Annotated in this window: 22 protein-coding genes; 9 read left to right on the top strand and 13 right to left on the bottom strand. The window is 59.9% G+C overall.

Annotated elements, in window-relative coordinates:
• From KCX70_RS10380 to KCX70_RS10370, 3 genes are all read left to right on the top strand, one after another.
• Complete coding sequence (locus KCX70_RS10380; RefSeq protein ID WP_212620112.1) at nt 1–630, top strand: histone acetyltransferase HPA2; 630 nt, start codon at nt 1–3, stop codon at nt 628–630.
• The gene (locus KCX70_RS10375; protein WP_102850751.1) at nt 627–1,433 is read left to right on the top strand and encodes a secretin N-terminal domain-containing protein; all 807 of its coding nucleotides are present in this window, start codon (nt 627–629) and stop codon (nt 1,431–1,433) included. The genes KCX70_RS10380 and KCX70_RS10375 overlap by 4 nt, the downstream gene beginning before the upstream one ends.
• Before the next feature lie 503 nt (nt 1,434–1,936).
• Complete coding sequence (locus KCX70_RS10370; RefSeq protein WP_102850753.1) at nt 1,937–3,532, top strand: isocitrate lyase; 1,596 nt, start codon at nt 1,937–1,939, stop codon at nt 3,530–3,532.
• Nucleotides 3,533–4,352: 820 nt separating this feature from the next.
• Here KCX70_RS10370 and KCX70_RS10365 read toward each other — a convergent pair.
• The 7 genes from KCX70_RS10365 to ppsA form a co-directional block, all read right to left on the bottom strand.
• Nucleotides 4,353–5,345 (bottom strand): OmpA family protein, encoded by a 993-nt coding sequence (locus KCX70_RS10365; protein WP_212620111.1) that lies wholly within the window; start codon nt 5,343–5,345, stop codon nt 4,353–4,355.
• A gap of 100 nt (nt 5,346–5,445) precedes the next feature.
• Nucleotides 5,446–6,012, bottom strand: coding sequence for an RNA polymerase sigma factor SigX (gene sigX / locus KCX70_RS10360; protein ID WP_031310945.1), 567 nt, complete (start codon nt 6,010–6,012; stop codon nt 5,446–5,448).
• Between the two features lie 107 nt (nt 6,013–6,119).
• On the bottom strand, nt 6,120–6,950 hold the full coding sequence (locus KCX70_RS10355; RefSeq protein ID WP_021207808.1) for a mechanosensitive ion channel family protein: 831 nt from the start codon (nt 6,948–6,950) through the stop codon (nt 6,120–6,122).
• 2 nt (nt 6,951–6,952) lie between these two features.
• On the bottom strand, nt 6,953–7,201 hold the full coding sequence (locus KCX70_RS10350; RefSeq protein ID WP_212620110.1) for a CrfX protein: 249 nt from the start codon (nt 7,199–7,201) through the stop codon (nt 6,953–6,955).
• Nucleotides 7,202–7,257: 56 nt separating this feature from the next.
• Nucleotides 7,258–8,253 carry a zinc transporter ZntB gene (locus tag KCX70_RS10345; protein WP_102846243.1) on the bottom strand — a complete coding sequence of 332 codons (996 nt, stop codon included), beginning with the start codon at nt 8,251–8,253 and terminating at the stop codon, nt 7,258–7,260.
• Between the two features lie 64 nt (nt 8,254–8,317).
• Nucleotides 8,318–8,806: a ribonuclease E activity regulator RraA gene (gene rraA / locus KCX70_RS10340; RefSeq protein WP_212620109.1), complete on the bottom strand. Its 489-nt coding sequence runs from the start codon at nt 8,804–8,806 to the stop codon at nt 8,318–8,320.
• Between the two features lie 123 nt (nt 8,807–8,929).
• Nucleotides 8,930–11,302 (bottom strand): phosphoenolpyruvate synthase, encoded by a 2,373-nt coding sequence (gene ppsA / locus KCX70_RS10335; RefSeq protein ID WP_212620108.1) that lies wholly within the window; start codon nt 11,300–11,302, stop codon nt 8,930–8,932.
• Nucleotides 11,303–11,456: 154 nt separating this feature from the next.
• Here ppsA and ppsR point away from each other — a divergent pair, with 154 nt between their 5' ends.
• On the top strand, nt 11,457–12,275 hold the full coding sequence (gene ppsR, locus KCX70_RS10330; protein ID WP_014820314.1) for a posphoenolpyruvate synthetase regulatory kinase/phosphorylase PpsR: 819 nt from the start codon (nt 11,457–11,459) through the stop codon (nt 12,273–12,275).
• 92 nt (nt 12,276–12,367) lie between these two features.
• Here ppsR and prpF read toward each other — a convergent pair whose 3' ends face one another.
• The 5 genes from prpF to KCX70_RS10305 form a co-directional block, all read right to left on the bottom strand.
• Nucleotides 12,368–13,555, bottom strand: coding sequence for a 2-methylaconitate cis-trans isomerase PrpF (gene prpF, locus KCX70_RS10325; protein WP_125897493.1), 1,188 nt, complete (start codon nt 13,553–13,555; stop codon nt 12,368–12,370).
• Nucleotides 13,556–13,671: 116 nt separating this feature from the next.
• Nucleotides 13,672–16,275: a Fe/S-dependent 2-methylisocitrate dehydratase AcnD gene (gene acnD / locus KCX70_RS10320; protein WP_212620107.1), complete on the bottom strand. Its 2,604-nt coding sequence runs from the start codon at nt 16,273–16,275 to the stop codon at nt 13,672–13,674.
• A 70-nt stretch (nt 16,276–16,345) separates the two neighbouring features.
• Nucleotides 16,346–17,473 carry a bifunctional 2-methylcitrate synthase/citrate synthase gene (prpC, locus tag KCX70_RS10315; protein ID WP_102850761.1) on the bottom strand — a complete coding sequence of 376 codons (1,128 nt, stop codon included), beginning with the start codon at nt 17,471–17,473 and terminating at the stop codon, nt 16,346–16,348.
• Between the two features lie 81 nt (nt 17,474–17,554).
• Nucleotides 17,555–18,442, bottom strand: a complete 888-nt coding sequence (gene prpB / locus KCX70_RS10310) for a methylisocitrate lyase (protein ID WP_212620106.1) — start codon at nt 18,440–18,442, stop codon at nt 17,555–17,557.
• On the bottom strand, nt 18,439–19,155 hold the full coding sequence (locus KCX70_RS10305) for a GntR family transcriptional regulator (RefSeq protein WP_212620105.1): 717 nt from the start codon (nt 19,153–19,155) through the stop codon (nt 18,439–18,441). The genes prpB and KCX70_RS10305 overlap by 4 nt, the downstream gene beginning before the upstream one ends.
• 273 nt (nt 19,156–19,428) lie before the next feature.
• Here KCX70_RS10305 and KCX70_RS10300 point away from each other — a divergent pair, with 273 nt between their 5' ends.
• From KCX70_RS10300 to pabB, 4 genes are read left to right on the top strand one after another with little or no spacing between them, the layout of a single operon-like run.
• Nucleotides 19,429–19,965 carry an ATP-dependent zinc protease gene (locus KCX70_RS10300; RefSeq protein ID WP_212620104.1) on the top strand — a complete coding sequence of 179 codons (537 nt, stop codon included), beginning with the start codon at nt 19,429–19,431 and terminating at the stop codon, nt 19,963–19,965.
• A gap of 4 nt (nt 19,966–19,969) precedes the next feature.
• Nucleotides 19,970–21,496 carry an inactive transglutaminase family protein gene (locus KCX70_RS10295; protein ID WP_021207820.1) on the top strand — a complete coding sequence of 509 codons (1,527 nt, stop codon included), beginning with the start codon at nt 19,970–19,972 and terminating at the stop codon, nt 21,494–21,496.
• A gap of 3 nt (nt 21,497–21,499) precedes the next feature.
• Nucleotides 21,500–22,483, top strand: a complete 984-nt coding sequence (locus KCX70_RS10290) for an alpha-L-glutamate ligase-like protein (protein WP_021207821.1) — start codon at nt 21,500–21,502, stop codon at nt 22,481–22,483.
• Nucleotides 22,484–22,533: 50 nt separating this feature from the next.
• Nucleotides 22,534–23,874: an aminodeoxychorismate synthase component I gene (gene pabB / locus KCX70_RS10285; protein ID WP_212620103.1), complete on the top strand. Its 1,341-nt coding sequence runs from the start codon at nt 22,534–22,536 to the stop codon at nt 23,872–23,874.
• A 61-nt stretch (nt 23,875–23,935) separates the two neighbouring features.
• On the opposite strand, the gene thrH is transcribed toward pabB, so the two are convergent.
• Entirely contained in the window at nt 23,936–24,553 is a 618-nt protein-coding gene (gene thrH, locus KCX70_RS10280) for a bifunctional phosphoserine phosphatase/homoserine phosphotransferase ThrH (protein WP_102845999.1), read from the bottom strand.
• Between the two features lie 184 nt (nt 24,554–24,737).
• Here thrH and KCX70_RS10275 point away from each other — a divergent pair, with 184 nt between their 5' ends.
• Nucleotides 24,738–25,472 (top strand): phosphoadenylyl-sulfate reductase, encoded by a 735-nt coding sequence (locus KCX70_RS10275; RefSeq protein WP_021207824.1) that lies wholly within the window; start codon nt 24,738–24,740, stop codon nt 25,470–25,472.
• Nucleotides 25,473–25,482 lie beyond the last annotated feature (10 nt).

Below are 25,482 nucleotides of genomic sequence, written 5' to 3'. Positions count from 1 at the left end.
ATGAGCATTGACGGCCCGGACCACTCGGACGCGGTACTTGAACTGGCCGCCATCGAGTTCCTGTCGCCGGGTCGCTTCGCGATCGACAATCCGCCCGCCGTGCAGACCCCGCCCGAGCCGTGGCAAGCCGCGCCTTTCGTTCTGGGGCAGACGTTGGGAATACAACGGTTCGAGTCCTCCGACAGTGCGCGCCAGCATGCCCTCGCCCTGCTCGGCCAGGCGCACCGCAGCTTGAGCCTGTACAGCCCTGACTTCGAGCCGCTGCTATACAACCACAGCAGCATTCAACAGGCCTGTGTGCGATTTCTTCTGGCGCATCCGCGCAATCGTCTGCGGGTACTGCTCGATGACGCTTCGCGTGCCGTCAAACAGGGACACCGCCTGCTCGGCCTGGCACGCCGATTGAGCAGCAATATGCAGATTCGCAAGCGTCACCCCGAATATCCTGTGCAATCGGGCGCTTTCCTCGTGGCAGACGACTGTGGCGCGCTGGTTCGTCCCGAGCCCGACCAGAACGGCGGCTATGCGCTTTACAGTGATCCAGGGCGTGCCCGCCAGCTGCAACGACAATTCGATACCGCCTGGGACCATAGCCTGTCCGACCCCGACCTGCGGAGCTTTTTGATATGACTCGCCATCTGCTCGCTGCCCTCGCGCTATTCACCAGCCTTTCGCTGCAGGCCGCAACCGAAGTGATCCCACTGAATTACCGCATGGCCGAAGATGTTCTACCCATCGCGCAATCCGTCGTCGGCGATCAAGGCAAGGTCAACGCCTATGGCAATCAGCTTATCGTCAATGCACCGGATGCGGTTATCAGTGAGCTGCGCAACGTGCTGTCCCAGCTGGATAGCGAGCCGCGAAGGCTGCTCATCAGCATCGATACGCAAAATACGGCGACAGGCCGTGAAAACGGCTATCGCATCGACGGATCCATTGGCAGCGGCAACGTGGAAATACAGGCGGGACGCGGCGAGAAGAATGGTCGCGATCAGGTTCGCATCATTCGCCGCAGCACCAGCAGCCAGGGCAGCGGCATTCAGCAGGTCCAGGCCACCGAGGGATATCCGGCCCTGATCCAGGTAGGCCAGAGCGTGCCCATTACCACCAGCGGTACGGATGGTTATGGCCAGGTCTACCAACAGACGCAATACCGCGACGTCACCCGTGGGTTCTATGCCACCGCTACGGTACATGGCGACCGCGTGCAGGTGAGTATCAGCAGTCATCAGGATCGCCTGAACAGCGTCCGTCCGAATGCCATCGACATTCAGGAAACCGACACACGCGTCAGCGGGCGGCTTGGCGAGTGGATTTCGCTGGGTGGTATCGACGAGAGCGCTAGCAGCGATCAAAGCGGGACCTTCCGTCGATACTCCACTCAAGGCAGTCAGGACGTTTCCCTACGACTCAAGGTAGAGACCCTGGATTAGGTTGGTGGGCAACATACGCCCGATTCGGACAAATGTAGTGACAACAAAAAAGCACTACAAAACATTTGACGAACCATATCGCTCGGCGCATTATGGCCCCGCTCCCGCTAACCAGAGGCTCTGAGAAGGGCCTCCGGATCGCACTCAGCCAACCAGCGAGGCGTTCCGTGACTTTACTGCCCACAAGGCGGACTGACGAGGTTGCGACTGGAACGAGTCGTCCTGAGGGACGGGGAAGCGATTGACGTACCAGCTTGAAGATGTCAGTACGCTGAGTCATCGACGGCACCACGCCGAAGATACAGGAATGCCACGCACATTCCGCAGCTCGCCTAGGCCTTCTTGTCGGTCGTAACTGCACACCCTCCTCTCCTCGGTTCAATCCTCGTCTCGGTCGGTATTTCGACGCTCTGCCGCGTGTTGCCCGCATCATCAGCGGAAGCATGCAGGTTCAAGTGGGAAAGTCGTGCTTAACCAACCACGTATTTTTTGAAGGATTGACCATGTCCGCTTATCAAAACGACATCAAGGCCGTTGCCGCTCTGAAAGAAGCAGCTGGAAGCAGCTGGAGCGCTATCAACCCTGAATCCGTCGCTCGCATGCGCGCTCAGAACCGTTTCAAGACCGGTCTGGAAATCGCTCAGTACACCGCCGACATCATGCGCAAAGACATGGCCGAGTATGACGCTGACTCGTCCGTCTATACCCAATCGCTGGGCTGCTGGCATGGCTTCATCGGTCAGCAGAAGCTGATTTCCATCAAGAAGCACCTGAAGACTACCAACAAGCGTTACCTCTACCTGTCGGGCTGGATGGTTGCCGCGCTGCGCTCCGAGTTCGGACCGCTGCCGGACCAGTCGATGCACGAGAAGACAGCTGTTTCCGACCTGATCGAAGAGCTGTACACCTTCCTGCGCCAGGCAGACAGCCGCGAACTGGACCTGTTGTTCACCGCGCTGGATGCCGCTCGTGAAGCTGGCGACACCGCCAAGGCGAACGAAATCCAGAACCAGATCGATAACTACGAAACCCATATCGTACCGATCATCGCCGACATCGACGCTGGCTTCGGTAACCCGGAAGCCACCTACCTGCTGGCCAAGCGCATGATCGAAGCAGGCGCTTGCTGCATCCAGATCGAGAACCAGGTTTCCGACGAGAAGCAGTGCGGCCACCAGGACGGCAAAGTGACCGTTCCGCATGCCGACTTCCTCGCCAAGATCGCTGCCGTACGCTACGCCTTCCTCGAGCTGGGCATCGACAACGGTGTGATCGTTGCGCGTACCGACTCCCTGGGTGCCGGCCTGACCAAGCAGATCGCCGTAACCAAAGAGCCGGGCGACCTGGGTGACCTGTACAACTCCTTCCTCGATTGCGAAGAAGTTTCCGAGGCCGCACTGGGCAACGGCGATGTCGTGATCAAGCGCGAAGGCAAGCTGCTGCGTCCCAAGCGCCTGCCGTCCAACCTGTTCCAGTTCCGTGCTGGCACTGGTGAAGCGCGCTGCGTCCTGGACTGCATCACTTCGCTGCAGAACGGTGCCGACCTGCTGTGGATCGAGACCGAGAAGCCGCACGTTGGTCAGATCGCTGCCATGGTTGACGAGATCCGCAAAGTCATCCCGAACGCCAAGCTGGTCTACAACAACAGCCCGTCGTTCAACTGGACCCTGAACTTCCGCCAGCAGGTATTCGATGCGTTCGTCGCCGAAGGCAAGGACGTTTCCGCCTACGATCGCGCCAAGCTGATGAGCGTCGAGTACGACGAGACCGAACTGGCCAAAGTTGCCGACGAGAAGATCCGCACCTTCCAGCGCGACGGTTCGGCCCACGCCGGTATCTTCCACCACCTGATCACTCTGCCGACCTACCACACCGCCGCGCTGTCGACCGACAACCTGGCCAAAGGGTACTTCGCTGACCAGGGCATGCTGGCCTACGTCAAAGGTGTTCAGCGTGAAGAACTGCGCCAGGGCATCGCCTGCGTCAAGCACCAGAACATGGCTGGCTCTGACATCGGCGACAACCACAAGGAGTACTTCGCTGGCGAAGCAGCTCTGAAGGCAAGCGGTAAAGACAACACCATGAACCAATTCCACTAAGAGCTGGCACGACCCGAGCATCGCTCGGGTCAGTGGTGACCAGATGCTTCTGGCATCTACCGAAGAAAGCTGCTCCCTCACCGGGAGCAGCTTTTTTTTCGTTTTAGCGGGCGGCTGCGATACCTACATGCCGTCTGGCTTGCCCTGATACCCGATCACATTTCCCGCCTGACGGCATAGGACGCACCCTCGCGCGCGTTGCGCCCTCGATGGCCCAACGAAACTGCAGCGCTTCATGTGGCAACATCCAGACCGGCTGATTTCGGTAGCACTTCTGTATCTACTGCCTCAACCCCAAATCCAGCTGAGCTCGATTGCAGATGAAGGCAGTCATACGCGCCAAAAGCGAGGTGCTGTGGAAGGGAGCATCGCCCCGCGCTTACGCTCGACCAATGCATTGGAGTTCGCGGCGAAAGTCGTATCGGCCACTGGAACCGTCGTAGTCAGCGTCTTTAGAACAGATCGGCGCCGGCTATTCAGGTCGATGACCACGCCGCCAGCAGCGTCATTCCACTCTCAAAGCATCAGATGCGGGTAGTTATCTACACCACGAACGAATCGAGCGAGTTGGCGCGGCCCGCAAGACGTATTACCCAGTTCATGTCCAAGACTACTCGAGGAGGCTCGCTGCAGCCGCTCGGAGCATGCGAACGGAACGCCAACAGGCTGCCGCTCCCATGGCTTTCAGTCCCCGCTCCGAAAACGAGGACCAGGAAATGCAAAAAATCCGACGCCAGAAGCTGGCATCGGATTTTTTTGGTAAAGCTATTGATCGCTCCAGCCTACACCGGCGCGACCAAGTGACGAGGCGAGGTACGAATTAACGAACCTGCGCTTCGACCTCAGCTTCTACACGACGGTTGATTTGACGACCTTCCTCGGTGCTGTTGTCGGCAACCGGGCGGGTTTCGCCATAGCCAACCGAGTCAACACGCTGGCCCGACACGCCGTACTGATTGACCAGAACGTCGCGTACTGCCTGAGCGCGGCGCTCGGACAGGCGCTGGTTGTACTGATCGGTACCAACGGAGTCAGTGTGGCCTTCGACAGTGGTGCTGGTCTGCGGATACTGCTGCATGAAATCCGCCAGGTTCTTGATGTCGCTGTAGCTTTCTTCGCGAACCTTCGCCTTGTCGAAATCGAACTTGACGTCGAGCTCAACGCGGACCAATTCCGGCTCCGGCTCGGGCTCGTTGTCGACGATCGGTGCCGGGGCAGGCTCAGGAGTCGGCTCGACCTGAGCGACTTGCTGCTGCGCGCCACCGCCGAAGTTCAAGCCGACGCCTACACCAGCCATCCACTCGCCTTCGTTGGCATCGATGTTATACATGCCGTCTACGCCAGCTTTGGCGAAGAAGTTCTCGGTGAAGTAGTACTTCACACCGGTGCCGACGTTGGCGAAAGTGCTATGGTCACGACCGCCACGGTTAGCCTGGCCAATGCTCTGGTGAGCAGCGCCTGCCGACACGTACGGACGCAGACCTACGCCTGGCTGACCGAAGTGATAGGTAGCGTCGAGGGAGGTCAAGCTACCCTTGATGTCCTTGTGGCCGCCAGCACCGACCGGATCGCGGGAGGTCAGGTCGTGGTACTCGCCGTAGGAGAGGCCGAGAGAAACGTCGTCCGTCAGAAAATAGCTAGCACCGGCTCCGTAGAGCTCGCCATCACGCTGAACGTCGCGGGAGCTGTCGGTAAAGTAGTGCTTACCGAATGCTTCCATTTCTACAGCACCTTGACCCTGGGCCAGAGCGCCAAGAGAAGTAGTAGCAACCATGGAACCAATTACAACGCCCAAGGTGTTTTTAAGTTTCATCCGTAAATCCCCATCTGGTGGTGAGTATCAGAACAATCTAAGGAAACCGGCTGTCTCTAGGTCCAAGCTGTTCGCTATTCACTAAGACAGCTTGTTGCCGTTAAGTTTCAGCAATTCCGGAAAATTTTTCGCGTAGTTTATCCAACGCTCGCTTGTAGCGCATCTTCGTTGCGCTTAACCCCATATGCATAATGTCGGCAATTTCCTGGAACTCGAGTTCTGCGACAAAACGTAGCACCAGTATTTCCCGATCGATCTGGTTCACATGGACCAGCCACTTGTCTAGCCCGGCTTTCTCCTCGACGTTCGGTGCCTTATCCTCGGAGGCTTCTTCAACCGGATCGAGGCTCAGCGCATCGAGTAACCGACGCTTACGCCGCTCTTTTCGATACTGCGTTATGCATTCGTTGTAAGTAATGCTGTATAGCCATGTCTTGAACTTCGACTTACCCTCGAAGTTCTTCAAGCCGTACAAAACCTTCAGCATCACCTCTTGGCAGACATCATCAGCGTCCCGATCGTTGCCTAAATAACGCGCGCATACATTGAATAAGGTGCGCTGATAGCGGCGCATCAGCTCTTCGTACGCACGTGTTATATGAAACAGCTCGACATGCGCACGCTGCACCAGCTCTTCATCGGAAAGCAGGCGGGGGTCATAGCTCATGTTGGGTGGATGGGCTGTAGTCAAGACGCTTCGAACCGGCAAAAGTCGTGGCCGCGATTTCCGCCAACTCGCGAAAAGAGGCGGCGCACTTTAACAGATTACCGGGCCTAACGGCTGCCCACTCGCTGCTCCAGAAGCACACTATTTGCAACCGAAACCAGCTCGCCATCGTCGGTCAGCAACAAGGTCTTGGCAGTGCCGATTTCTTCGATGACACCGTCCAGTTGCGAACCGTCGAGCTGTATCCGCTGGCCGACTTCATAAAGCTCGCGCACGTAGATGCCGGCCAGAATCTGGCTGACCAACTCGCGGCTGCCCAATCCGAGGGCGAGCGCAACGGCAAGCCCGACCGAGATCAGCGCGATGGCGATCACATAGTTGAGCAGCTCGGTCTTCACCTCTAGTTGGCCGATGGCAACAGAGATGCTGATGATGATCACAAGCCCTTGCGCGATCCGTCCAAGACCTCCCGCATAATCCAGCCCCACACCCTCGGCAGCGCCGCGCACCAAGCCGTTGACCAGTTGAGCCAGTAACACACCGGCAAGCAGAATCAACGCCGCGCCGAATACTTTCGGCACGTAGAGCGCCAGCATATCCAGTACCGCCGATACGCGCGCGAGACCGAGGGACTCGGCGGCAGACACGAGGAAAACCAGCAGCACGAACCAATAGACGATCTTTCCAATCAGCGCAGAAGCCGGCGCACGTATGCCAGCGCGGCCCAGCAGCTTGTTAACTCCCGTCCCGGCCACCAGCCGATCGAGTCCGATCTTCGCCAGGACCTTGGAAAGCAGCGCATCGAGCAGCTTGGCGACGATGAAGCCTATCGCGACGACCAGCAGCGCCCCGAACAAGCGTGGAATGAATGCGGCAATAGGTGCCCAGAGCGCGTTCATTGCACCTAACAGGCTCTGGCTCCAAGGATCGAATTCCATGATCAATCAGCCTTATCAGAAGAAAAAGTGGATCGGGAAGACGTGCGGCGCGCGACCGTGGGCGCTCGGCCGGCGCTGCCGCTCGCAGCGATCAGAACAGCCTGCAGCCAATTCCCCATCAAACCGAACAGGTCCCCTGCCCCGACCTGGCGGTTGGCAGTTTTCAATACCCGGTTCAGGCACGCATTGTCATCACGCGAAGACTGAGCATTGAGCATGTCCCGCAACGACTCTTCGAAGGGATCGCGCATGGTTACCTCGCTAAATTGTGTGATCTAGACGGCACATAGGCACCGCAAAGTCACATTCACACCCACTTGAGGCGGCGAAAGATACACCACTGGAAGGCGGCGACCACAGCGATGACTCCACATGCCACATAGAAGCCATAAGGATGCTCCGATCCGGGGATGCCGCCGACATTGATACCCAGCAGCCCGGTCAGGAAGCTCATCGGCAGGAAGAATCCGGTGATGATCCCGAGCAGGTACATGGTCCTGTTCATGCGTTCACGCATTCGCCTTTCTTCGGCTTCCAGAATCAGATTGACGCGCTCGCGAACCAGGTCCAGCTCCTCAAGGTAGCGAATCAGCCGATTACTCAGTTCGTTCCAGTAATCGGTATCGTCATCGACGAACCAGGGCAGACGATTGCGCGTCAGTTGCCCATAGATCTCGCGCTGGGGCAGGAGAAACCGACGCAGACTGGCGGCCTGCCGGCGTAACGAAAGCATTTCGTCCTGCGGCGGCGAATAGCGTTCATCGGTCTCGACACGATCCTCCTCGGCATCGAGCTTCTCGGTCACCACCTCGACGAGGTCATCGACGCGGTTGGTGAGCGCGTCAGCGAGCGCAAGGAGAACTTCCGACGAGGTCTTCGGCCCGACGCCGGCCTCGAGTTGTTGCATGACCGTCTCGGTGGAACGCAACGGCCGCAAGCGCAGGGAAATGACCCGGCGAGCATCGGCGAAGACACGCAGCGATACCATGTCTTCCGGCTCGGCGTCCGGATTGAGGTTGACGCCTCGTAGAAAGAGCAGCAGCTCATCGTTCGGCAGTGTCAGTAGACGAGGCCGCGTGTTTTCCTCCAGCAATACGTCGCAGGCGAAAGCGCTGAGCCCGCTGTGCCTTCGCAGCCAGTCTCGTGCGGCCGGCTGACCCCGATCCCAATGCAGCCACAGACTTTCGGTTTCATTTAACTGCAGGGTGGCGACATCAGCGTACGCGATCGGCCGTGCGCCGCCCTGTCCGTCGAGTACCAAGGCATGCAGCAGCCCCGTTTGAGAGGTCTGGTCGAGCAAAATAGTAATCTCGTGCAAATTGCAAAAAGCCCGGCATGGCCGGGCTTAGGTAGGCAACGCTCGCGAATCACGCAGGCATTTTCAACGGCTCTGGCGAGACCACGATGCCATTGTTATCGGCATAAACGTACTCACCCGGGCGGAAGGTCACCCCGCAGAAGGTTACCGGTACGTTCAGATCGCCAATCCCGCGCTTGTCGGTTTTCATCGGATGGCTGGCTAGCGCCTGGACGCCTAGTTCGGTTTGCGCGATCACATCGACATCACGCACGCAACCGTAGATAACCAAACCTTCCCAGCCATTGCGCGCGGCTTTTTCCGCCAGCATATCGCCCAGCAACGCGCGGCGCAGCGATCCCCCACCATCCACCACCAGCACTTTGCCGGTGCCGTCAACGTCGACCTGCTCCTTGACCAGGGAGTTGTCTTCGAAGCACTTGATGGTAACGATCTCGCCACCGAATGAATCCCGACCACCGAAGTTGCTGAAAATGGGCTCGACGACCTGAATCAGATCAGGGTACGCATCGCACAGGTCCGGGGTGACGTATTGCATGGGAACTCCTTGCTGAAATACCGATGCCACTGGCCCGTCGGGCTGGGCCTCGAGTATGGAATAGCGCTTTCCGTCTGGAAAGCGGAAGGGGCCGGGAACCGTCCCCTCCGCCTCGCCACTAGCTCACTGGATCTCGGCGTCAGCCAAGAAGAACCACGTATCCAGAACCGAGTCAGGGTTCAACGAAACGCTCTCGATGCCCTGCTCCATCAGCCATTTGGCCAGATCGGGATGGTCGGACGGCCCCTGGCCACAAATACCGATGTACTTGCCAGCCTTGTTGCACGCTTCGATTGCGTTCGCCAGCAGCTTCTTGACCGCCGGATTTCGCTCATCGAACAGGTGCGCGATGATACCCGAGTCACGATCCAGGCCCAGCGTCAGCTGAGTCATATCGTTGGAGCCGATTGAGAAGCCGTCGAAGAATTCGAGGAACTCATCGGCCAGCAACGCGTTGGATGGCAACTCGCACATCATGATGACGCGCAGGCCGTTCTCGCCACGCTTCAGGCCGAACTGCCCAAGGATGTCGATAACCTGCGACGCCTCGCCCAAAGTACGAACGAAAGGCACCATCAGCTCGACGTTGGTCAGCCCCATCTCCTCGCGCACCTTGCGCATCGCGCGGCACTCGAGCTCGAAGCAGTCACGGAACGAATCGCTGATATAGCGGGACGCACCGCGGAAGCCGAGCATCGGGTTCTCTTCTTCCGGCTCGTACAGCTTGCCGCCGATGAGATTGGCGTACTCGTTCGACTTGAAGTCCGACAGGCGCACGATGACCTTCTTCGGCCAGAACGCGGCGGCCAGGGTGCTTACGCCCTCGACCAGCTTCTCGACGTAGAAGTTGACGGGATCGTCGTAGCCGGCGATGCGCTTCTCCACGCTGCTCTTCACATCTGCAGGCAGACCGTCGAAGTTCAGCAGCGCCTTGGGGTGCACGCCGATCATGCGGTTGATGATGAACTCGAGGCGGGCCAGGCCGACGCCCTCGTTCGGCAGATGCGCGAAGTCGAAGGCACGGTCAGGGTTGCCGACGTTCATCATGATCTTGAACGGCAGTTCCGGCATGGCGTCGATGGAGTTCTGACGAATGTCGAAGCCCAGCTCGCCATCGAAGATCAGACCAGTGTCGCCTTCGGCGCAGGAAACGGTCACGCGCAGACCGTCCTTCAGCAACTCGGTGGCATTACCGCAACCCACGACCGCCGGAATCCCCAGCTCGCGGGCGATGATCGCCGCGTGGCAGGTGCGTCCACCACGGTTGGTGACGATGGCGCTGGCGCGCTTCATCACCGGTTCCCAATCCGGGTCAGTCATGTCGGAAACCAGCACGTCGCCCGGCTGAACCTTGTCCATTTCGCTGACGTCGTGGATGACCTTGACCGGGCCGGCGCCGATTCGCTGACCGATGGCACGACCTTCGACCAGCACGGTGCCTTTTTCCTTCAGCAGGTAGCGCTCCATTACATTGGCGCTGCTGCGGCTCTTAACGGTTTCCGGACGTGCCTGGACGATATACAACTGGTTGTCGTCGCCATCTTTGGCCCACTCGATGTCCATCGGACGCCCGTAGTGCTTCTCGATGGTCATGGCCTGCTTGGCGAGGTTGGTCACTTCTTCGTCGGTCAAACAGAAACGCATGCGATCAGCCTGGTCGACGTCGACCGTCTTGACCGACTTGCCGGCACTGGCTTCGGCGCCGTACACCATCTTGATTGCCTTGCTGCCCAGGTTGCGGCGCAGGATTGCCGGGCGACCGGCTTCCAGCGTGTGCTTGTGGACATAGAATTCATCCGGATTGACCGCGCCCTGAACGACAGTCTCACCCAGGCCGTAGGCGCCGGTGATGAACACCACACCGCGGAAGCCGGATTCGGTGTCCAAAGTGAACATGACACCTGCAGTGCCGGTTTCCGAACGCACCATGCGCTGCACGCCGGCGGACAGGGCAACCAGCTTGTGGTCAAAGCCCTGGTGCACGCGATAGGCAATCGCACGGTCGTTGAACAGGGAAGCGAACACTTCCTTGGTTGCGCGGATCACGTTGTCCACGCCGCGGATGTTGAGGAAGGTTTCCTGCTGGCCGGCGAAAGACGCATCCGGCAGGTCTTCGGCGGTGGCCGAGGAGCGTACCGCGACCGCCATGTTGTCATTGCCGCCGGACATTTCCGCAAATGCGGTGCGGATGTCGGCATCCAGTTGAGGCGGGAATTCAGCTTCCATCACCCAGCCGCGAATCTGCGCGCCGGCTTTGGCGAGGGCATTGACATCATCCACGTCCAGCGCATCGAGAAGCGCATGGATCTGCTCGTTGAGACCGCTGAGCTCCATGAAATCACGATAGGCCTGGGCCGTAGTGGCGAAACCGCCAGGCACCGAAACACCCGCGCCTGCGAGGTTGCTGATCATCTCGCCGAGGGAGGCGTTCTTGCCCCCTACACGCTCAACGTCATGATTGCCGAGCTTATCGAGGGAAACTACGTACTCTACCAAGGTGATCTCTCCACATTAGTGTTGGAAACTCAACCGGAGCCTGGCCGCACGACTGTGGCCCGACCCTGCAAAATAAGTAACAATGCCCGCCAACCGGGCTCGGCGAAGGGCCTACTATAGCTGGGAACCGTTCTCGACTTAAGGCCCAAGGCACATGAAACGAACTGCTTTCTTCATTTCTGACGGCACAGGCATCACCGCGGAAACCCTGGGCCAGAGTCTTCTGGCACAGTTCGAGAACATTACCTTCACGAAGCTGACCCGCCCATACATAGACACCGCCGAAAAAGCGCGGGCCATGGTACAGCAAATCAATAATGCCGCGGAAAAGGACGGTGGCCGGCCGATCATCTTCGACACCCTGGTGAACCAGGAAATCCGTGACATTCTGGCCGAATCCAATGGCTTCATGATCGACATCTTCTCTTCCTTTCTTGCGCCGTTGGAACATGAACTGATGTCACGTTCCTCCTACTCCGTTGGTAAATCCCACTCCATCAGCCACAACGCCAATTACATGGAGCGTATCGAGGCGGTTAACTTCGCCCTCGATAACGATGACGGCGCCCGCACTCGCTACTACGACAAGGCGGACCTCATCCTCGTCGGCGTTTCCCGCTGCGGCAAAACACCGACCTGCCTGTATATGGCGATGCAGTACGGCATCCGCGCTGCCAACTACCCCTTGACCGAGGACGACATGGAGCGTCTGCAGTTGCCGAGCGCCCTCAAGGAGTACAAGGACAAACTGTTCGGCTTGACCATCGACCCGGATCGCCTGGCCGCCATTCGCCACGAACGCAAACCCAACAGTCGTTATGCCAGCTTCGCTCAGTGCGAATTCGAAGTCCGCGAGGTGGAAAGCCTGTTCCGCCGCGAGAACATCAACTACATCAACTCGACCCATTTCTCCGTCGAGGAAATCTCTGCAAAGATCCTCGTGGAGAAAGGCGTCGAGCGTCGGCTCAAATAAGTGCCGCTTCGCTAGACAACAAAAAGTCCGCTTGGTGCGGACTTTTTGCGTTTTTCAGCCGGAAGAATTCGATTTCCGGCAGTTGAAGCGCATCAGAAAGTGTCACCTGGCACACGTACCCAGCCTTCCATCAGCACGCGCGCGCTGCGGCTCATGATCGCTTTGGTAACCGTCCACTGACCGTCGATCTGCTTCGCCTCGGCACCGACCCGCAGCGTGCCGGACGGATGCCCGAAGCGCAAGGCCTGACGCTCGCCACCACCTGCCGCGAGATTCACCAGCGTGCCAGGCACCGCCGCCGCCGTACCGATGGCCACCGCACAGGTGCCCATCATGGCGTGGTGCAGCTTGCCCATGGACAACGCCCGCACGAGCAGATCTACCTCACCTGCGTCGATGTTCTTGCCGGAAGACGCCCGATAGCTTTTCGGCTGGGAAACGAACGCAACCTTCGGCGTGTGCTGACGGGTCAGCGCCTCCTCCGCGGTCTTGATCAAGCCCATTCGCAGAGCACCGGCTACACGAATCGACTCCAGACGAGCCAGAGCCTCCGGATCGCCATTGATGTCCTCACGCAGTTCTGTGCCCTGATAGCCGATGTCCTCAGCATTGACGAACACAGTGGGAATGCCGGCGCTGATCATGGTCGCCTTGAGCGTACCGATGCCCGGGACCTCCAGCTCATCGATCAGATTGCCGGTGGGAAACATCGAACCGCCCTCCTCGCCGTCGTCGGACGGATCGAGGAATTCCAGCACGATCTCGGCAGCCGGAAAGGTCACGCCGTCCAGCTCGAAATCGCCGGTCTCCTGCACCTGGCCGTTGGCCACCGGCACGTGGGCGATGATGGTCTTGCCGATGTTGGCCTGCCAGATCCGCACCACACAGGTGCCGTTCTGCGGAATACGCTCGGCATCCACCAGGCCGGCATGCAGCGCGAACGCGCCGGCGCCGGTTGAAAGGTTGCCGCAGTTGCCGCTCCAGTCGACGAAGGGCTTGTCGATCGACACCTGACCATAGAGATACTCGACGTCATGATTAGGTCGAGTGCTCTTGGACAGGATGACGCATTTGCTGGTGCTGGACGTGGCGCCGCCCATGCCGTCGATGTGCGCCGAATAAGGGTCGGGACTACCGATCACGCGCAAGAACAGCTTGTCGCGCGCAGCGCCCGGCACCTGGCAGCTTTCCGGCAGGTCTTGCAACCGGAAGAACACGCCCTTGCTGGTGCCGCCACGCATGTAGGTCGCGGGAATTCTGATCTGGGTTTGATGAGCCATGAGTGAGTCCTGGCTGGAAGATGAATGGGTTGTAGGGTGGATCACGCTTGACCGATCCACCGCGCGGGCTGGTGCGGTGGATGGAAAAGCGCCATCCACCCTACGAAGACGGCCGGTCACGCCTGCCCGAGGAAGTCCTTGGCGAAACGCTGCAGCACGCCGCCGGCCTGGTAGACGCTTACTTCCGCCGCCGTATCGAGGCGGCAGGTGACCGGAGCGCGGGTTTCTTCACCGCTCTTGTGATGAATGACCAGCGTCAGATCGCAGCGCGGCGACAGCTCGCCTTCGATATCGAAGGTTTCGGTGCCATCGAGGCCAAGGGTCAGGCGCGTAGTGCCCGGTTTGAACTCGACCGGCAGCACGCCCATGCCCACCAGGTTGGTACGGTGGATACGCTCGAAGCCTTCGGCGACGATCACCTCGACACCCGCCAGGCGCACGCCCTTGGCCGCCCAGTCACGCGAGCTGCCCTGGCCGTAGTCGGCACCGGCCACGATGATCAGGTTCTGCTTGCGAGTCATGTAGGTTTCGATGGCTTCCCACATGCGCATCACCTTGCCTTCCGGCTCGACGCGCGCCAGCGAACCCTTTTGCACCTTGCCGTCGACCACCGCCATCTCGTTGACCAGCTGCGGGTTGGCGAACGTCGCCCGCTGCGCGGTCAGATGGTCGCCGCGGTGGGTTGCGTAGGAATTGAAGTCCTCTTCCGGCAGGCCCATCTTGGCCAGGTACTCACCGGCGGCCGAATCCAGCAGGATGGCGTTGGATGGCGACAAGTGATCGGTGGTGATGTTGTCCGGCAGGATCGCCAACGGACGCATGCCTTTCAGTGTGCGCTCGCCAGCCAACGCGCCTTCCCAGTACGGCGGACGACGGATGTAGGTGGACATCGGACGCCAGTCGTATAGCGGGCTCTTGGCTTCCTCGATGGTGCCCAGATCGAACATCGGGATGTAGATCTGCTTGAACTGCTCAGGCTTCACCGAGGACGCGACGATGGCGTCGATCTCCTCGTCGGACGGCCAGAGGTCCTTCAGGGTGATCGGATTGCCGTTCTTGTCGGTGCCCAGCACGTCCTGCTCGATGTCGAAACGCACGGTACCGGCGATGGCGTACGCGACCACCAGCGGCGGCGAGGCAAGGAAGGCCTGCTTGGCATACGGGTGAATACGGCCATCGAAGTTGCGGTTACCGGAGAGAACTGCAGTGGCGTACAGGTCGCGCTCGATGATTTCCTGCTGGATCACCGGGTCCAGTGCACCGGACATGCCGTTACAGGTGGTGCAGGCGTAGGCGACGATGCCGAAACCGAGTTTTTCCAGCTCGCTGAGCAGCCCAGCTTCTTCCAGGTACAGCTTGGCGACCTTGGAACCCGGCGCGAAGGACGTCTTCACCCAAGGCTTGCGCACCAGGCCCAACTCGTTGGCCTTTTTCGCCAGTAGGCCGGCGGCCACCACGTTGCGCGGGTTGGAGGTGTTGGTGCAGCTGGTGATAGCGGCAATGATCACCGCACCATCGGGCAACAGACCTTCGGCCTCTTCGGCGCGCGCTGCAGCCAGCTTGTCTTCGTCGGCGATGCCACGCTCGTGCAGCGCCGAGGTCGGCAGACGCTTGTGCGGGTTGGACGGGCCCGCCATGTTGCGCACCACGCTGGACAGATCGAATTCGAGCACGCGCTCGTATTCGGCGCCTTCCAGAGCCGTCGCCCACAGGCCCGTTTCCTTGGCGTACTGCTCGACCAGCGCAACCTGCTCCGGCTCGCGACCGGTCAGCTTGAGGTAATCGATGGTCTGCTGGTCGATGTAGAACATCGAAGCGGTAGCGCCGTACTCCGGGCACATGTTGGAGATGGTCGCGCGGTCGCCGATGGTCAGGCTGTCGGCGCCTTCGCCGAAGAACTCGACCCAGGCTCCGACCACGCGCTCCTTGCGCAGGAACTCGGTCAGCGCCAGGACGATATCGGTAGCCGTGATGCCCGGCTGACGCTTGCCGGTCAGGCGCACGCCGACGATATCGGGCAGACGCATCATCGATGGCAGGCCAAGCATCACCGTTTCCGCTTCCAGGCCGCCGACACCGATGGCGATGACGCCCAGCGCGTCGACATGCGGCGTGTGCGAATCGGTACCGACGCAGGTATCCGGGAAAGCCACGCCACCGCGCGCCTGGATCACTGGCGACATCTTCTCCAGGTTGATCTGGTGCATGATGCCGTTGCCGGCCGGGATCACATCGACATTCTTGAACGCGGTCTTGGTCCACTCGATGAAGTGGAAGCGATCCTCGTTGCGGCGCTCTTCGACCGCCCGGTTCTTTTCGAAGGCCTCTGGATCGAAGCCGGCGAATTCCACTGCCAGCGAATGGTCGACGATCAGTTGGGTCGGCACCACCGGGTTGACCTTCGAGGGGTCACCGCCCTGCTCGGCGATCGCGTCGCGCAAACCGGCCAGGTCCACCAGCGCGGTCTGGCCCAGGATGTCATGGCAGACCACTCGCGCCGGGTACCATGGGAAATCCAGGTCACGCCGACGCTCGACGATCTGCGTCAGCGCATCGGTCAGCATCGCCGGATCGCACCGACGGACCAACTGCTCGGCCAGCACGCGAGAGGTATAGGGCAGCTTGTCATACGCACCCGGCTGGATGGCTTCGACGGCCGCACGGGTGTCGAAATAGTCCAGCTGAGTGCCTGGCAACGGTTTGCGGTGTTCTGTATTCATGCCGGAAGGACTCGATCCAGTAAGTGGTGAAAACCAGAGGGGAGACAGTCACGACCTCCCCGCCTGTGAATCAGCGCTCGGCGATCGGGACGACCTTGCGCTGCTCCGGGCCGACATAATCGGCACTCGGCCGGATAATTCGGTTGTTGGCCCGCTGTTCGATTACGTGAGACGCCCAACCCGTTACGCGCGAGCAGACGAAGATCGGCGTGAACAACTTGGTCGGGATGCCCATGAAGTGGTATGCGGAGGCGTGGTAGAAATCGGCGTTGGGGAACAACTTCTTCTGCGCCCACATGGTTTCATCGACCGCGACAGATACCGGGTAGAGAACGGTGTCACCCACTTCATCGGCGAGCTTCTTGGCCCAGACCTTGATTACTTCATTGCGCGGATCCGACTCTTTGTAGATCGCATGACCGAAGCCCATGATCTTGTCCTTGCGCTCGAGCATGCCGAGGATGCCCTGTACCGCCTCGTCGGGCGATTTCCAGCGCTCGATCATGTCCATCGCTGCCTCGTTGGCGCCGCCGTGCAAGGGGCCGCGTAGCGAGCCGATGGCGCCGGTGATGCAGGAATACATGTCCGACAAGGTCGAAGCGCAGACTCGCGCGGTGAATGTCGAGGCGTTGAATTCGTGCTCGGCATAGAGGATCAGCGAGACGTTCATCACTTTCACGTGCAGCTCGCTTGGCTTCTTGCCATGCAGCAGCGCGAGGAAATGCCCGCCCAGGGTGTCTTCATCGCTGCTGCACTCGATCCGCTGCTGCTCGTGCGTGAAGCGGTACCAGTAACACATGATCGCCGGGAACGCGGCCATCAGGCGCTCGGCCACGTCGCGCTGCTGGTCGAAGGAGAGCTCGGGTTCCAGCGTTCCCAACATGGACGCACCGGTGCGCATGACGTCCATCGGATGAGCATCGGCAGGAATTCGCTCCAGCACTTCCTTCAGGGCAGCAGGCAGATCGCGCATCGTCTTGAGGCGCGCCTTGTATTCGTCGAGTTGCTGCGCGGTCGGCAATTCACCATAGAACAGCAGGTAAGCGACTTCCTCGAACTCCGCCTGTGCAGCCAGTTCACGCACGTCATAGCCACGATAGGTCAACCCGGCCCCGGTCTTGCCAACCGTGCACAGGGCAGTCTGCCCGGCGACCTGGCCACGCAGGCCGGCGCCGCTCAATACTTTTGCTTCAGCCATTGCTCTCTCCTTATTGGATTTGTTCTGGATACCGCAAATTGCTCACCCGGGGACGGGGCGCCGCAGAGCGCCCCGGTTAGCTCAACCCTTCTTCTGCGCGAACAGGGCGTCGAGGCTTTGCTCGAAGGCGTGATAGTTGATGCGCTCGTACAGCTCCATGCGGGTTTGCATCGTGTCGATGACATCCTTCTGCGTGCCATCGCGACGAATCGCGGTGTAAACGTTCTCGGCCGCCTTGTTCATGGCGCGGAAGGCGGACAGCGGATAGAGAACCAGGGAGACATCGGCGCCGGCCAGCTCTTCGGTGGTGTATAGGGGCGTCGAACCGAACTCGGTGATATTGGCCAAAATCGGCGCCTTTACCCGCTCGGCGAAGGTCTTGTACATCGCCAGTTCGGTGATCGCTTCGGGAAAGATCATGTCGGCGCCCGCCTCGATGCATGCGGCAGCACGCTCAAGGGCGGACTCCAGGCCCTCGACCGCGAGCGCATCGGTACGCGCCATGATCACGAAACTGTCGTCGGTACGGGCGTCGACGGCCGCCTTGATCCGATCGACCATTTCCTGCTGCGAGACGATCTCCTTGTTTGGCCGATGTCCGCAGCGCTTGGCCCCGACCTGATCTTCGATGTGAATGGCCGCCGCGCCGAACTTGATCATCGACTTGACGGTACGCGCCACATTGAAGGCAGACGAACCGAAGCCAGTATCGACATCCACCAGCAACGGCAGGTCGCACACATCGGTGATGCGTCGAACATCGGTCAGCACGTCGTCCAGACCGCTGATGCCCAGATCAGGCAAACCCAGCGAGCCGGCCGCCACGCCGCCGCCAGACAGATAAATCGCCTTGAAACCGGCACGCTTGGCCAGCAGCGCATGGTTGGCGTTGATCGCACCGACCACCTGCAGGGGATGCTCGCTGGCCACCGCATCACGGAAACGCTGGCCGGGGGTAGGAAGTGTCATGCCTCACCTCTTGGTTGTATGTCTGTTGCAGCTTGGTAATGGCGCTCGATATTGCGTTTGGAGGCGCCGATGTGTCGGCGCATCAACAGCTCGGCGAGCTCACCATCGCGATCAGCGATAGCGTCGAGAATTCGATGATGTTCGGCGAATGCCTGGCGTGGCCGATTCGGCGTCGCGGAAAACTGGATGCGGTACATGCGTACCAACTGATAAAGCTCGCCACAGAGCATCTGGGTCAGGGTTCGATTGCCGCTGCCCTGGATGATCCGGTAGTGGAAATCGAAGTCGCCCTCTTGCTGGTAGTAGCCAACGCCGGCCTGAAACGCGGCGTCCCGCTCATGGGTGTCCAGCACACGTCGCAGTTCATCGATCTCCGTCTCGCTCATGCGCTCGGCAGCGAGCCGGCAAGCCATGCCCTCAAGTGATTCGCGGATCTCGTACAGCTCGATCAGCTCTGCATGACTGAGCGACACCACGCGGGCGCCCACATGCGGCACTCTCACCAGCAGCTTCTGCCCTTCAAGGCGGTGTATCGCCTCGCGCAACGGTCCACGGCTGATGCCGTAGGTACGCGCAAGCTCAGGCTCCGAGATCTTGCTGCCCGGGGCGATCTCGCCTTTGACGATGGCGGCCTGGATCAATCGGAAAACATGTTCAGACAGGGTTCCGGTATCGACCAGGTCGGAGCGAGGCGCATCCAAAGCATCGAGCATATTGTTGACACCTGAGCGTGAAGTACGGACAAAGTAAGCCAGCCCACGCCAGCCAGTCAATGATACAAAAGTAGATTGTCGACAATTACCTAAAGCAACCCGAAAATGTCGACGCGTAACGACAGCGATGACGGCTGTTAGGCCTAGCCGCGCGATTCGGCCGCCATGCTAGAATGCCGAGCTATATGCCGCGCGTGGCGACAGCCTCGCCACGCTCCACTCCATGGGTCGTCGCTCCGGCCACCGTTCCCCGACTCGATTAATTCTGGATCTATGCTCGCCAAACCTCGTCTTCTACTGTTGTGCCTTTTGGTCTTTCCCTGTCTAGCCCAAGCCGGCGGCAAAACCATCTATGGCCTGAACGAACACGTGGGATTGCCCGACTTCGGTCTGGAAGTGCCCGCCAAACTCGATACCGGCGCACAGACGGCATCGCTCAGCGCTCGCGATATCGAGCGGTTCAAACGTAACGGAGAGCGCTGGGTCCGCTTCTATCTAGCCATCGACGAAGCTCACAACCGCCCGATCGAGCTGCCGCTGCAGCGCATCAGCAAAATCAAGCGTCGTGCCGGCGACTTCGATCCAGAAGAAGAAAAAACCTATACGCCGCGCCCCGTCGTAGAGCTTGTTATGTGCATGGGCAAGGCTAAACGCAGCATTGAAGTGAACCTCACGGACCGAAGTGCATTCCAATACCCACTTTTAATAGGTTCCGATGCGCTCGCGCGCTTCGATGCCCTGGTCGACCCAAGCCTTAAGTACGCTGCTGGCGAGCCCGGCTGCACTACCGTTTCCGACGCTGACGAGTAATTCCATGCGCGCCCTTACCCTGCATCTGAAAGTTCTGATTTTTCTGCTCGTCACCCTGGGCATCGCGATCACCGCCTACCAGATTTTCATTCTTGGCATTCCGATTACCGAAGATGAGACGGACGATCTTTGGAACATCGATGCGAAGATCGAATTCCAGGCCAACCCGCGCGATCCGGTAAAGCTGCAGATGTTCGTACCGCCGCTGAACCAGGAGTTCGTCAGCCTCAACGAGAGCTTCATCTCCAACAACTATGGGGTGAGCATCAACCGCGCCGACGGCAACCGTCGTGTCACCTGGTCGGCACGGCGGGTCAGCGGCAATCAGACGCTCTACTACCGCCTGGTATTGACCCGGCGCTATAGCGGTGAGCAAACCAAGGCAAACGGCCCGATCTTCCGCGACAGCATTCCGGTCGAAGGCGCAGAGAAAATTGCTGCCGAAGCACTGCTCTCGCCGATTCGCCAACACTCGGCGGACGTCGAGACCTTCATCAGCGAGGCCATCAAACGCGTCAATAACGACAATGACGACAACGTCAAGCTCTTGCTCGGCGGCGATGCTTCGCCAGCCAACAAGGCGCGCATCATCGAATTGCTGTTGTCGATCGCCCATGTACCGATGGAGCGGGTACACACAGTGCGCCTGGCCGCCGACACTGCACAGACGCCTGAACTGTGGCTACGCAGCTTCAACGGCGACAAGTGGCTGTATTTCAACCCGGAGAATGGCGACCAAGGACTGCCGGCGGATCGACTGGTCTGGTGGACGGGCGACGAACCGCTGGTCAACCTCGAGGGCGGCCGCAACGCACAGGTTACCTTCACACTGAACAGCAGCGAGATGAACGCCATCCGCCTGGCCAAGCTGACCGACGAGAACACCGACGCGGACTTCCTGGAATACTCGCTGTACGGCCTGCCGCTGCAGACCCAGCAGACCTATCAGATCATGATCATGATTCCGATCGGCGTGCTGGTGATCCTGATCCTGCGCAACCTTGGCGGCCTGCAGACGCTTGGTACTTTCACCCCCGTACTTATCGCCCTGGCGTTTCGCGAGACCCAGCTCGGCTTCGGCATCGTCCTGTTCACCATCATCACGGCGCTCGGCCTCTCGCTACGCTCCTATCTCGAGCACCTGAAACTGCAGATGCTGCCGCGTCTTTCCGTGGTGCTGACCTTCGTTGTGGTACTGATCGCGGTCATCAGCCTGTTCAGCCACAAGCTCGGCCTGGAGAGAGGGCTCTCCGTCGCCTTGTTCCCGATGGTCATTCTGACCATGACGATCGAGCGCCTCTCCATCACCTGGGAAGAGCGCGGCGCCGGTCATGCGTTCAAGGTTGCGGTTGGCACGTTGATCGCCGCCACCCTCGCCCACCTGCTGATGAGCATCCCGGAGTTGATCTACTTCATGTTCACCTTCCCGGCCGTACTGCTGATCATGGTGGGCTTCATGCTGGCGATGGGTCGCTACCGCGGCTACCGCCTGACCGAGCTGTTCCGCTTCAAAGCCTTTCTGAAGGATTGAGCCATGTTCGGTCTGATCAAAACGTGGAAGGCCCTCGAAGCCAAGGGCATCATGGGCATCAATCGCCGCAACGCCGATTACGTGCTCAAGTACAACAAGCGCAACCTGTATCCGATCGTGGATGACAAGATCATTACCAAGGAACGGGCGATCGAGGCCGGCATCGACGTACCGGAGATGTACGGCATCATCGAGACCGAGAAAGACATCGATAAGCTCAAGGACATCGTCAAGGACCATGTCGATTTCGTCGTCAAGCCTGCGCAAGGTGCTGGCGGTGACGGCATCCTGGTGATTGCCGATCGCTTCGAAGGTCGCTACCGGACCGTGTCCGGCAAGATCATGACTCATGATGAAATCGAGCATCAGATCTCCAACATTCTCACCGGCCTCTACTCGCTCGGCGGCCACCGCGACCGCGCACTGATCGAATACCGCGTCACGCCGGATCCGATCTTCAAGAGCATCAGTTATGAGGGTGTCCCGGACATTCGCATCATCGTGCTGATGGGCTACCCGGTTATGGCGATGTTGCGCCTGCCGACTCGGCAGTCCGGCGGCAAGGCCAACCTCCACCAGGGCGCGATCGGTGTCGGCGTCGACCTGGCCACCGGCATCACGCTGCGGGGCACCTGGTTGAACAACAAGATCACCAAACACCCCGATACCACCAATGCGGTGGACGGTGTGCAACTGCCGAACTGGGACGGCTTCATGAAGCTTGCCGCCGGCTGCTATGAGCTGTGCGGGCTGGGCTACATCGGTGTCGACATGGTTCTGGACCAGGACAAGGGTCCGCTGATTCTGGAGCTCAACGCGCGCCCTGGGCTGAACATTCAGATCGCGAACGATTGCGGCCTGACCCATCGCACGCAAGCGGTGGAAAACCGCATCGAAGAGCTCAAGGCACAGGGCATTCAGGAGACGCCGGAGGAACGGGTGCGATTCGCCCAGGAACTGTTCGGCCACATACCGAGCCACGCATGAGCCAACACCCGGCCAGAAGATGGCCGGGGCGCCCCGGACCTAGACCTCCAATGCCTTTCTGCACGGTTCACCCGCTTGCGTACCAGCCCGATCCTCGCCTCCGGTTCGAACGTATTTGTCGTTCGCCGGGCGCGGTGCTGCTCGACTCCGGGCGTCCAACCGCTGAGCGTGGCCGCTACGATCTGCTCAGTGCCTGGCCACTGGAAACCCTGGAGCCAGGCGCGGCGGAAACCGGCAGGGCCTTCTTCGGGCGCGTTCGGGCAGCCTTGCACAGACTCGGCGAGGCAGCGCTGCCAGCGGGTTTCGAACTGCCTTTCGCCGGTGGCATCCTGGGCTTCCTTGGCTACGATTTCGGCTCGCGCCTCGAACGCCTCCCCGCCGTCGCGATCAAGGATCTGGCACTGCCCCCTGCTCGTCTCGGCCTCTACGCCTGGGCCCTGATCAGCGACCATCAGCAACGAACGACACAGCTGGTTTTCCATCCGGCGCTGGCCGACTCCGATCGCTTGCGACTGATCCAGCTCTTCGAATCGGAGGGGCAACCCGAGAGCACCTCCTTCAAGCTCGACTCACCGTTTACCGCCGATCTCGAGCGCTCCGAGTATCAGCACGCCATAGAGCGCATCCAGCAATACATCCAGGCCGGCGATTGCTATCAGGTAAATTTCGCGCAGCGTTTCCGCGCACCTTGTACGGGTGATCCCTGGCAGGCCTATCAGGCGTTGCGCGCGGCCTGCCCGACGCCTTACTCGGGGTTCATCGCCGTCCAGGGCGGTGCCATCGTCAGCCTCTCTCCGGAACGCTTTCTGCAACTCGCCAATGGCGTCGTGAACACCCGGCCAATCAAGGGCACGCGTCCGCGTCGGAGCGATCCACAGGCTGACCAGGCCGAGGGCCAGGCGCTGCTTACCAGCGAGAAGGATCGCGCGGAAAATCTGATGATCGTCGACCTGCTGCGTAATGATCTCGGCCGCAGTTGCGAAATCGGCAGCGTAAGGGTGCCCGAGCTCTTTTCTCTGGAAAGCTATCCGAACGTGCATCACTTGGTCAGCAGCGTCTGCGGCACCTTGGCGACTGGCAAGGATGCACTGGACCTGTTGGCCGGTAGCTTCCCTGGCGGCTCGATCACCGGTGCACCGAAGATCCGCGCCATGCAAGTGATCGATGAGCTGGAACCTTCTCAGCGCTCCATCTACTGTGGCTCGCTGCTCTATCTGGACGTTCGTGGCGAGATGGACAGCTCTATCGCCATTCGCACCTTGCTGATCCAGAACGACCAGGCCACGTGCTGGGGTGGCGGCGGCATCGTCGCGGACTCGCGCTGGCAGACCGAATACCAGGAGACCCTCGACAAGGTGCGAGTGCTGATGGAGACGCTGGAAGCCCTGTAGTTGGGCTGGAGGTCCGTTGGGCTCGATGCGCGCCCCAACCGAGCTCCAGCGCCGGTGCCGCTTATATCGTCAACGGGCGATTCGAAGCCTTGATGAACTCTTGCTTGAGCTCGGCGAAGGTATGCACAGCCGGGAACTGCGGGAACTCACGAATGACGTTGTCCGGCGCATGGAAGAGAATGCCGGCATGCGCTTCGGCCAGCATGGTGGTGTCGTTGTACGAATCCCCTGCCGCAATCACGCGGTAATACAGGCTTTTCAGCGCGATGACCGACTGGCGCTTGGGATCCTTCTGACGCAGCTCGTAATTGACGACACGCCCCGATTCATCGGTGATCAAGCGATGGCAGAGCAACGTGGGGAAACCCAGTTGGCGCATCAGCGGCTGCGAGAACTCATAGAAGGTGTCGGACAGGATCACCACCTGGAAGCGCTCACGCAGCCAGTCGACGAACTCGACGGCGCCATCGAGCGGTTTCAGGGTGGCGATCACCGCCTGAATATCCGAGAGCTTCAAGCCATGCTCATCGAGAATACGCAGGCGCTGTTTCATCAGCACGTCGTAGTCAGGAATGTCCCGCGTGGTCGCCCGGAGCGATTCGATTCCGGTGGCCTCGGCAAAGGCAATCCAGATTTCCGGAACCAGCACACCTTCCAGGTCGAGACAAGCTATTTCCACGGGCCACTCCTCAAAGCAAAAAAATGGATGGGCACTCTAACGACAAGGGTTAAGTGGCGCAACGCGAACCCTTATTCGTTAAAGTTAGCGCCGTTCACCTTAAACATTATTTAGAGACATAACACCTATTTGTTAACATCCGCGGCCAGCAGAGCGCCGAAGCGCCAACCAAGGAAGCCGCCTGATGAGCCAATCAATTGATGTAGCCGAGCTGGCAGCCGCCTATGCCGGCAAATCCCCGCAAGACATCCTCAAGCTTGCCTTCGACCTGTTCGGTGACGACCTCTGGATTTCTTTTAGTGGCGCCGAAGACGTAGTGCTGGTCGATATGGCCTGGAAGCTGAATAAGAACGTCAAGGTGTTCAGCCTCGATACCGGCCGCCTGCACAGCGAAACCTATCGATTCATCGAACAGGTTCGCGAGCACTATGGCATCCCGATCGAAATCATGACGCCGGACCCTGCCCTGCTCCAACCGATGGTCAACGAAAAGGGGTTGTTCAGCTTCTACCGCGACGGCCACGGCGAATGTTGCGGAATCCGCAAGATCGAACCACTGCGCCGCAAGCTGTCTGGCGTGCGCGCATGGGCGACCGGCCAGCGTCGCGACCAGAGCCCCGGTACTCGCAGCCAGGTATCGGTGCTGGAGATCGACAGCGCCTTCTCGACCCCTGAGCACACGCTCTACAAATTCAACCCGCTGGCGCAGATGAGCAGTGAGGACGTCTGGACCTACATCCGCATGCTGGAAGTGCCCTACAACAGCCTGCACGAGCGCGGCTTCATCAGCATCGGCTGCGAGCCATGTACCCGTCCGGTACTACCGAACCAGCATGAACGCGAGGGCCGCTGGTGGTGGGAAGAGGCGACGCAGAAAGAATGCGGCCTGCATGCCGGGAATCTGATTGCCAAAGCCTGAACCGTCGCGG

The sequence above is a fragment of the Stutzerimonas stutzeri genome (assembly GCF_018138085.1).
GTDB classification, from domain to species: Bacteria; Pseudomonadota; Gammaproteobacteria; order Pseudomonadales; family Pseudomonadaceae; genus Stutzerimonas; species Stutzerimonas stutzeri_AI.
This window is presented reverse-complemented; position numbering and strand designations above follow the sequence as displayed.

Excerpts from the sequence above, each read along its gene's own strand:
- KCX70_RS10380 (WP_212620112.1), top strand. The coding sequence starts at position 1 with ATGAGCATTGACGGCCCGGACCACTCGGACGCGGTACTTGAACTGGCC.
- KCX70_RS10375 (WP_102850751.1), top strand. The coding sequence starts at position 627 with ATGACTCGCCATCTGCTCGCTGCCCTCGCGCTATTCACCAGCCTTTCG.
- KCX70_RS10370 (WP_102850753.1), top strand. The coding sequence starts at position 1,937 with ATGTCCGCTTATCAAAACGACATCAAGGCCGTTGCCGCTCTGAAAGAA.
- KCX70_RS10365 (WP_212620111.1), bottom strand. The coding sequence starts at position 5,345 with ATGAAACTTAAAAACACCTTGGGCGTTGTAATTGGTTCCATGGTTGCT.
- sigX (WP_031310945.1), bottom strand. The coding sequence starts at position 6,012 with ATGAGCTATGACCCCCGCCTGCTTTCCGATGAAGAGCTGGTGCAGCGT.
- KCX70_RS10355 (WP_021207808.1), bottom strand. The coding sequence starts at position 6,950 with ATGGAATTCGATCCTTGGAGCCAGAGCCTGTTAGGTGCAATGAACGCG.
- KCX70_RS10350 (WP_212620110.1), bottom strand. The coding sequence starts at position 7,201 with ATGCGCGATCCCTTCGAAGAGTCGTTGCGGGACATGCTCAATGCTCAG.
- rraA (WP_212620109.1), bottom strand. The coding sequence starts at position 8,806 with ATGCAATACGTCACCCCGGACCTGTGCGATGCGTACCCTGATCTGATT.
- ppsR (WP_014820314.1), top strand. The coding sequence starts at position 11,457 with ATGAAACGAACTGCTTTCTTCATTTCTGACGGCACAGGCATCACCGCG.
- prpF (WP_125897493.1), bottom strand. The coding sequence starts at position 13,555 with ATGGCTCATCAAACCCAGATCAGAATTCCCGCGACCTACATGCGTGGC.
- acnD (WP_212620107.1), bottom strand. The coding sequence starts at position 16,275 with ATGAATACAGAACACCGCAAACCGTTGCCAGGCACTCAGCTGGACTAT.
- prpC (WP_102850761.1), bottom strand. The coding sequence starts at position 17,473 with ATGGCTGAAGCAAAAGTATTGAGCGGCGCCGGCCTGCGTGGCCAGGTC.
- prpB (WP_212620106.1), bottom strand. The coding sequence starts at position 18,442 with ATGACACTTCCTACCCCCGGCCAGCGTTTCCGTGATGCGGTGGCCAGC.
- KCX70_RS10305 (WP_212620105.1), bottom strand. The coding sequence starts at position 19,155 with ATGCTCGATGCTTTGGATGCGCCTCGCTCCGACCTGGTCGATACCGGA.
- KCX70_RS10300 (WP_212620104.1), top strand. The coding sequence starts at position 19,429 with ATGCTCGCCAAACCTCGTCTTCTACTGTTGTGCCTTTTGGTCTTTCCC.
- KCX70_RS10295 (WP_021207820.1), top strand. The coding sequence starts at position 19,970 with ATGCGCGCCCTTACCCTGCATCTGAAAGTTCTGATTTTTCTGCTCGTC.
- KCX70_RS10290 (WP_021207821.1), top strand. The coding sequence starts at position 21,500 with ATGTTCGGTCTGATCAAAACGTGGAAGGCCCTCGAAGCCAAGGGCATC.
- pabB (WP_212620103.1), top strand. The coding sequence starts at position 22,534 with ATGCCTTTCTGCACGGTTCACCCGCTTGCGTACCAGCCCGATCCTCGC.
- KCX70_RS10275 (WP_021207824.1), top strand. The coding sequence starts at position 24,738 with ATGAGCCAATCAATTGATGTAGCCGAGCTGGCAGCCGCCTATGCCGGC.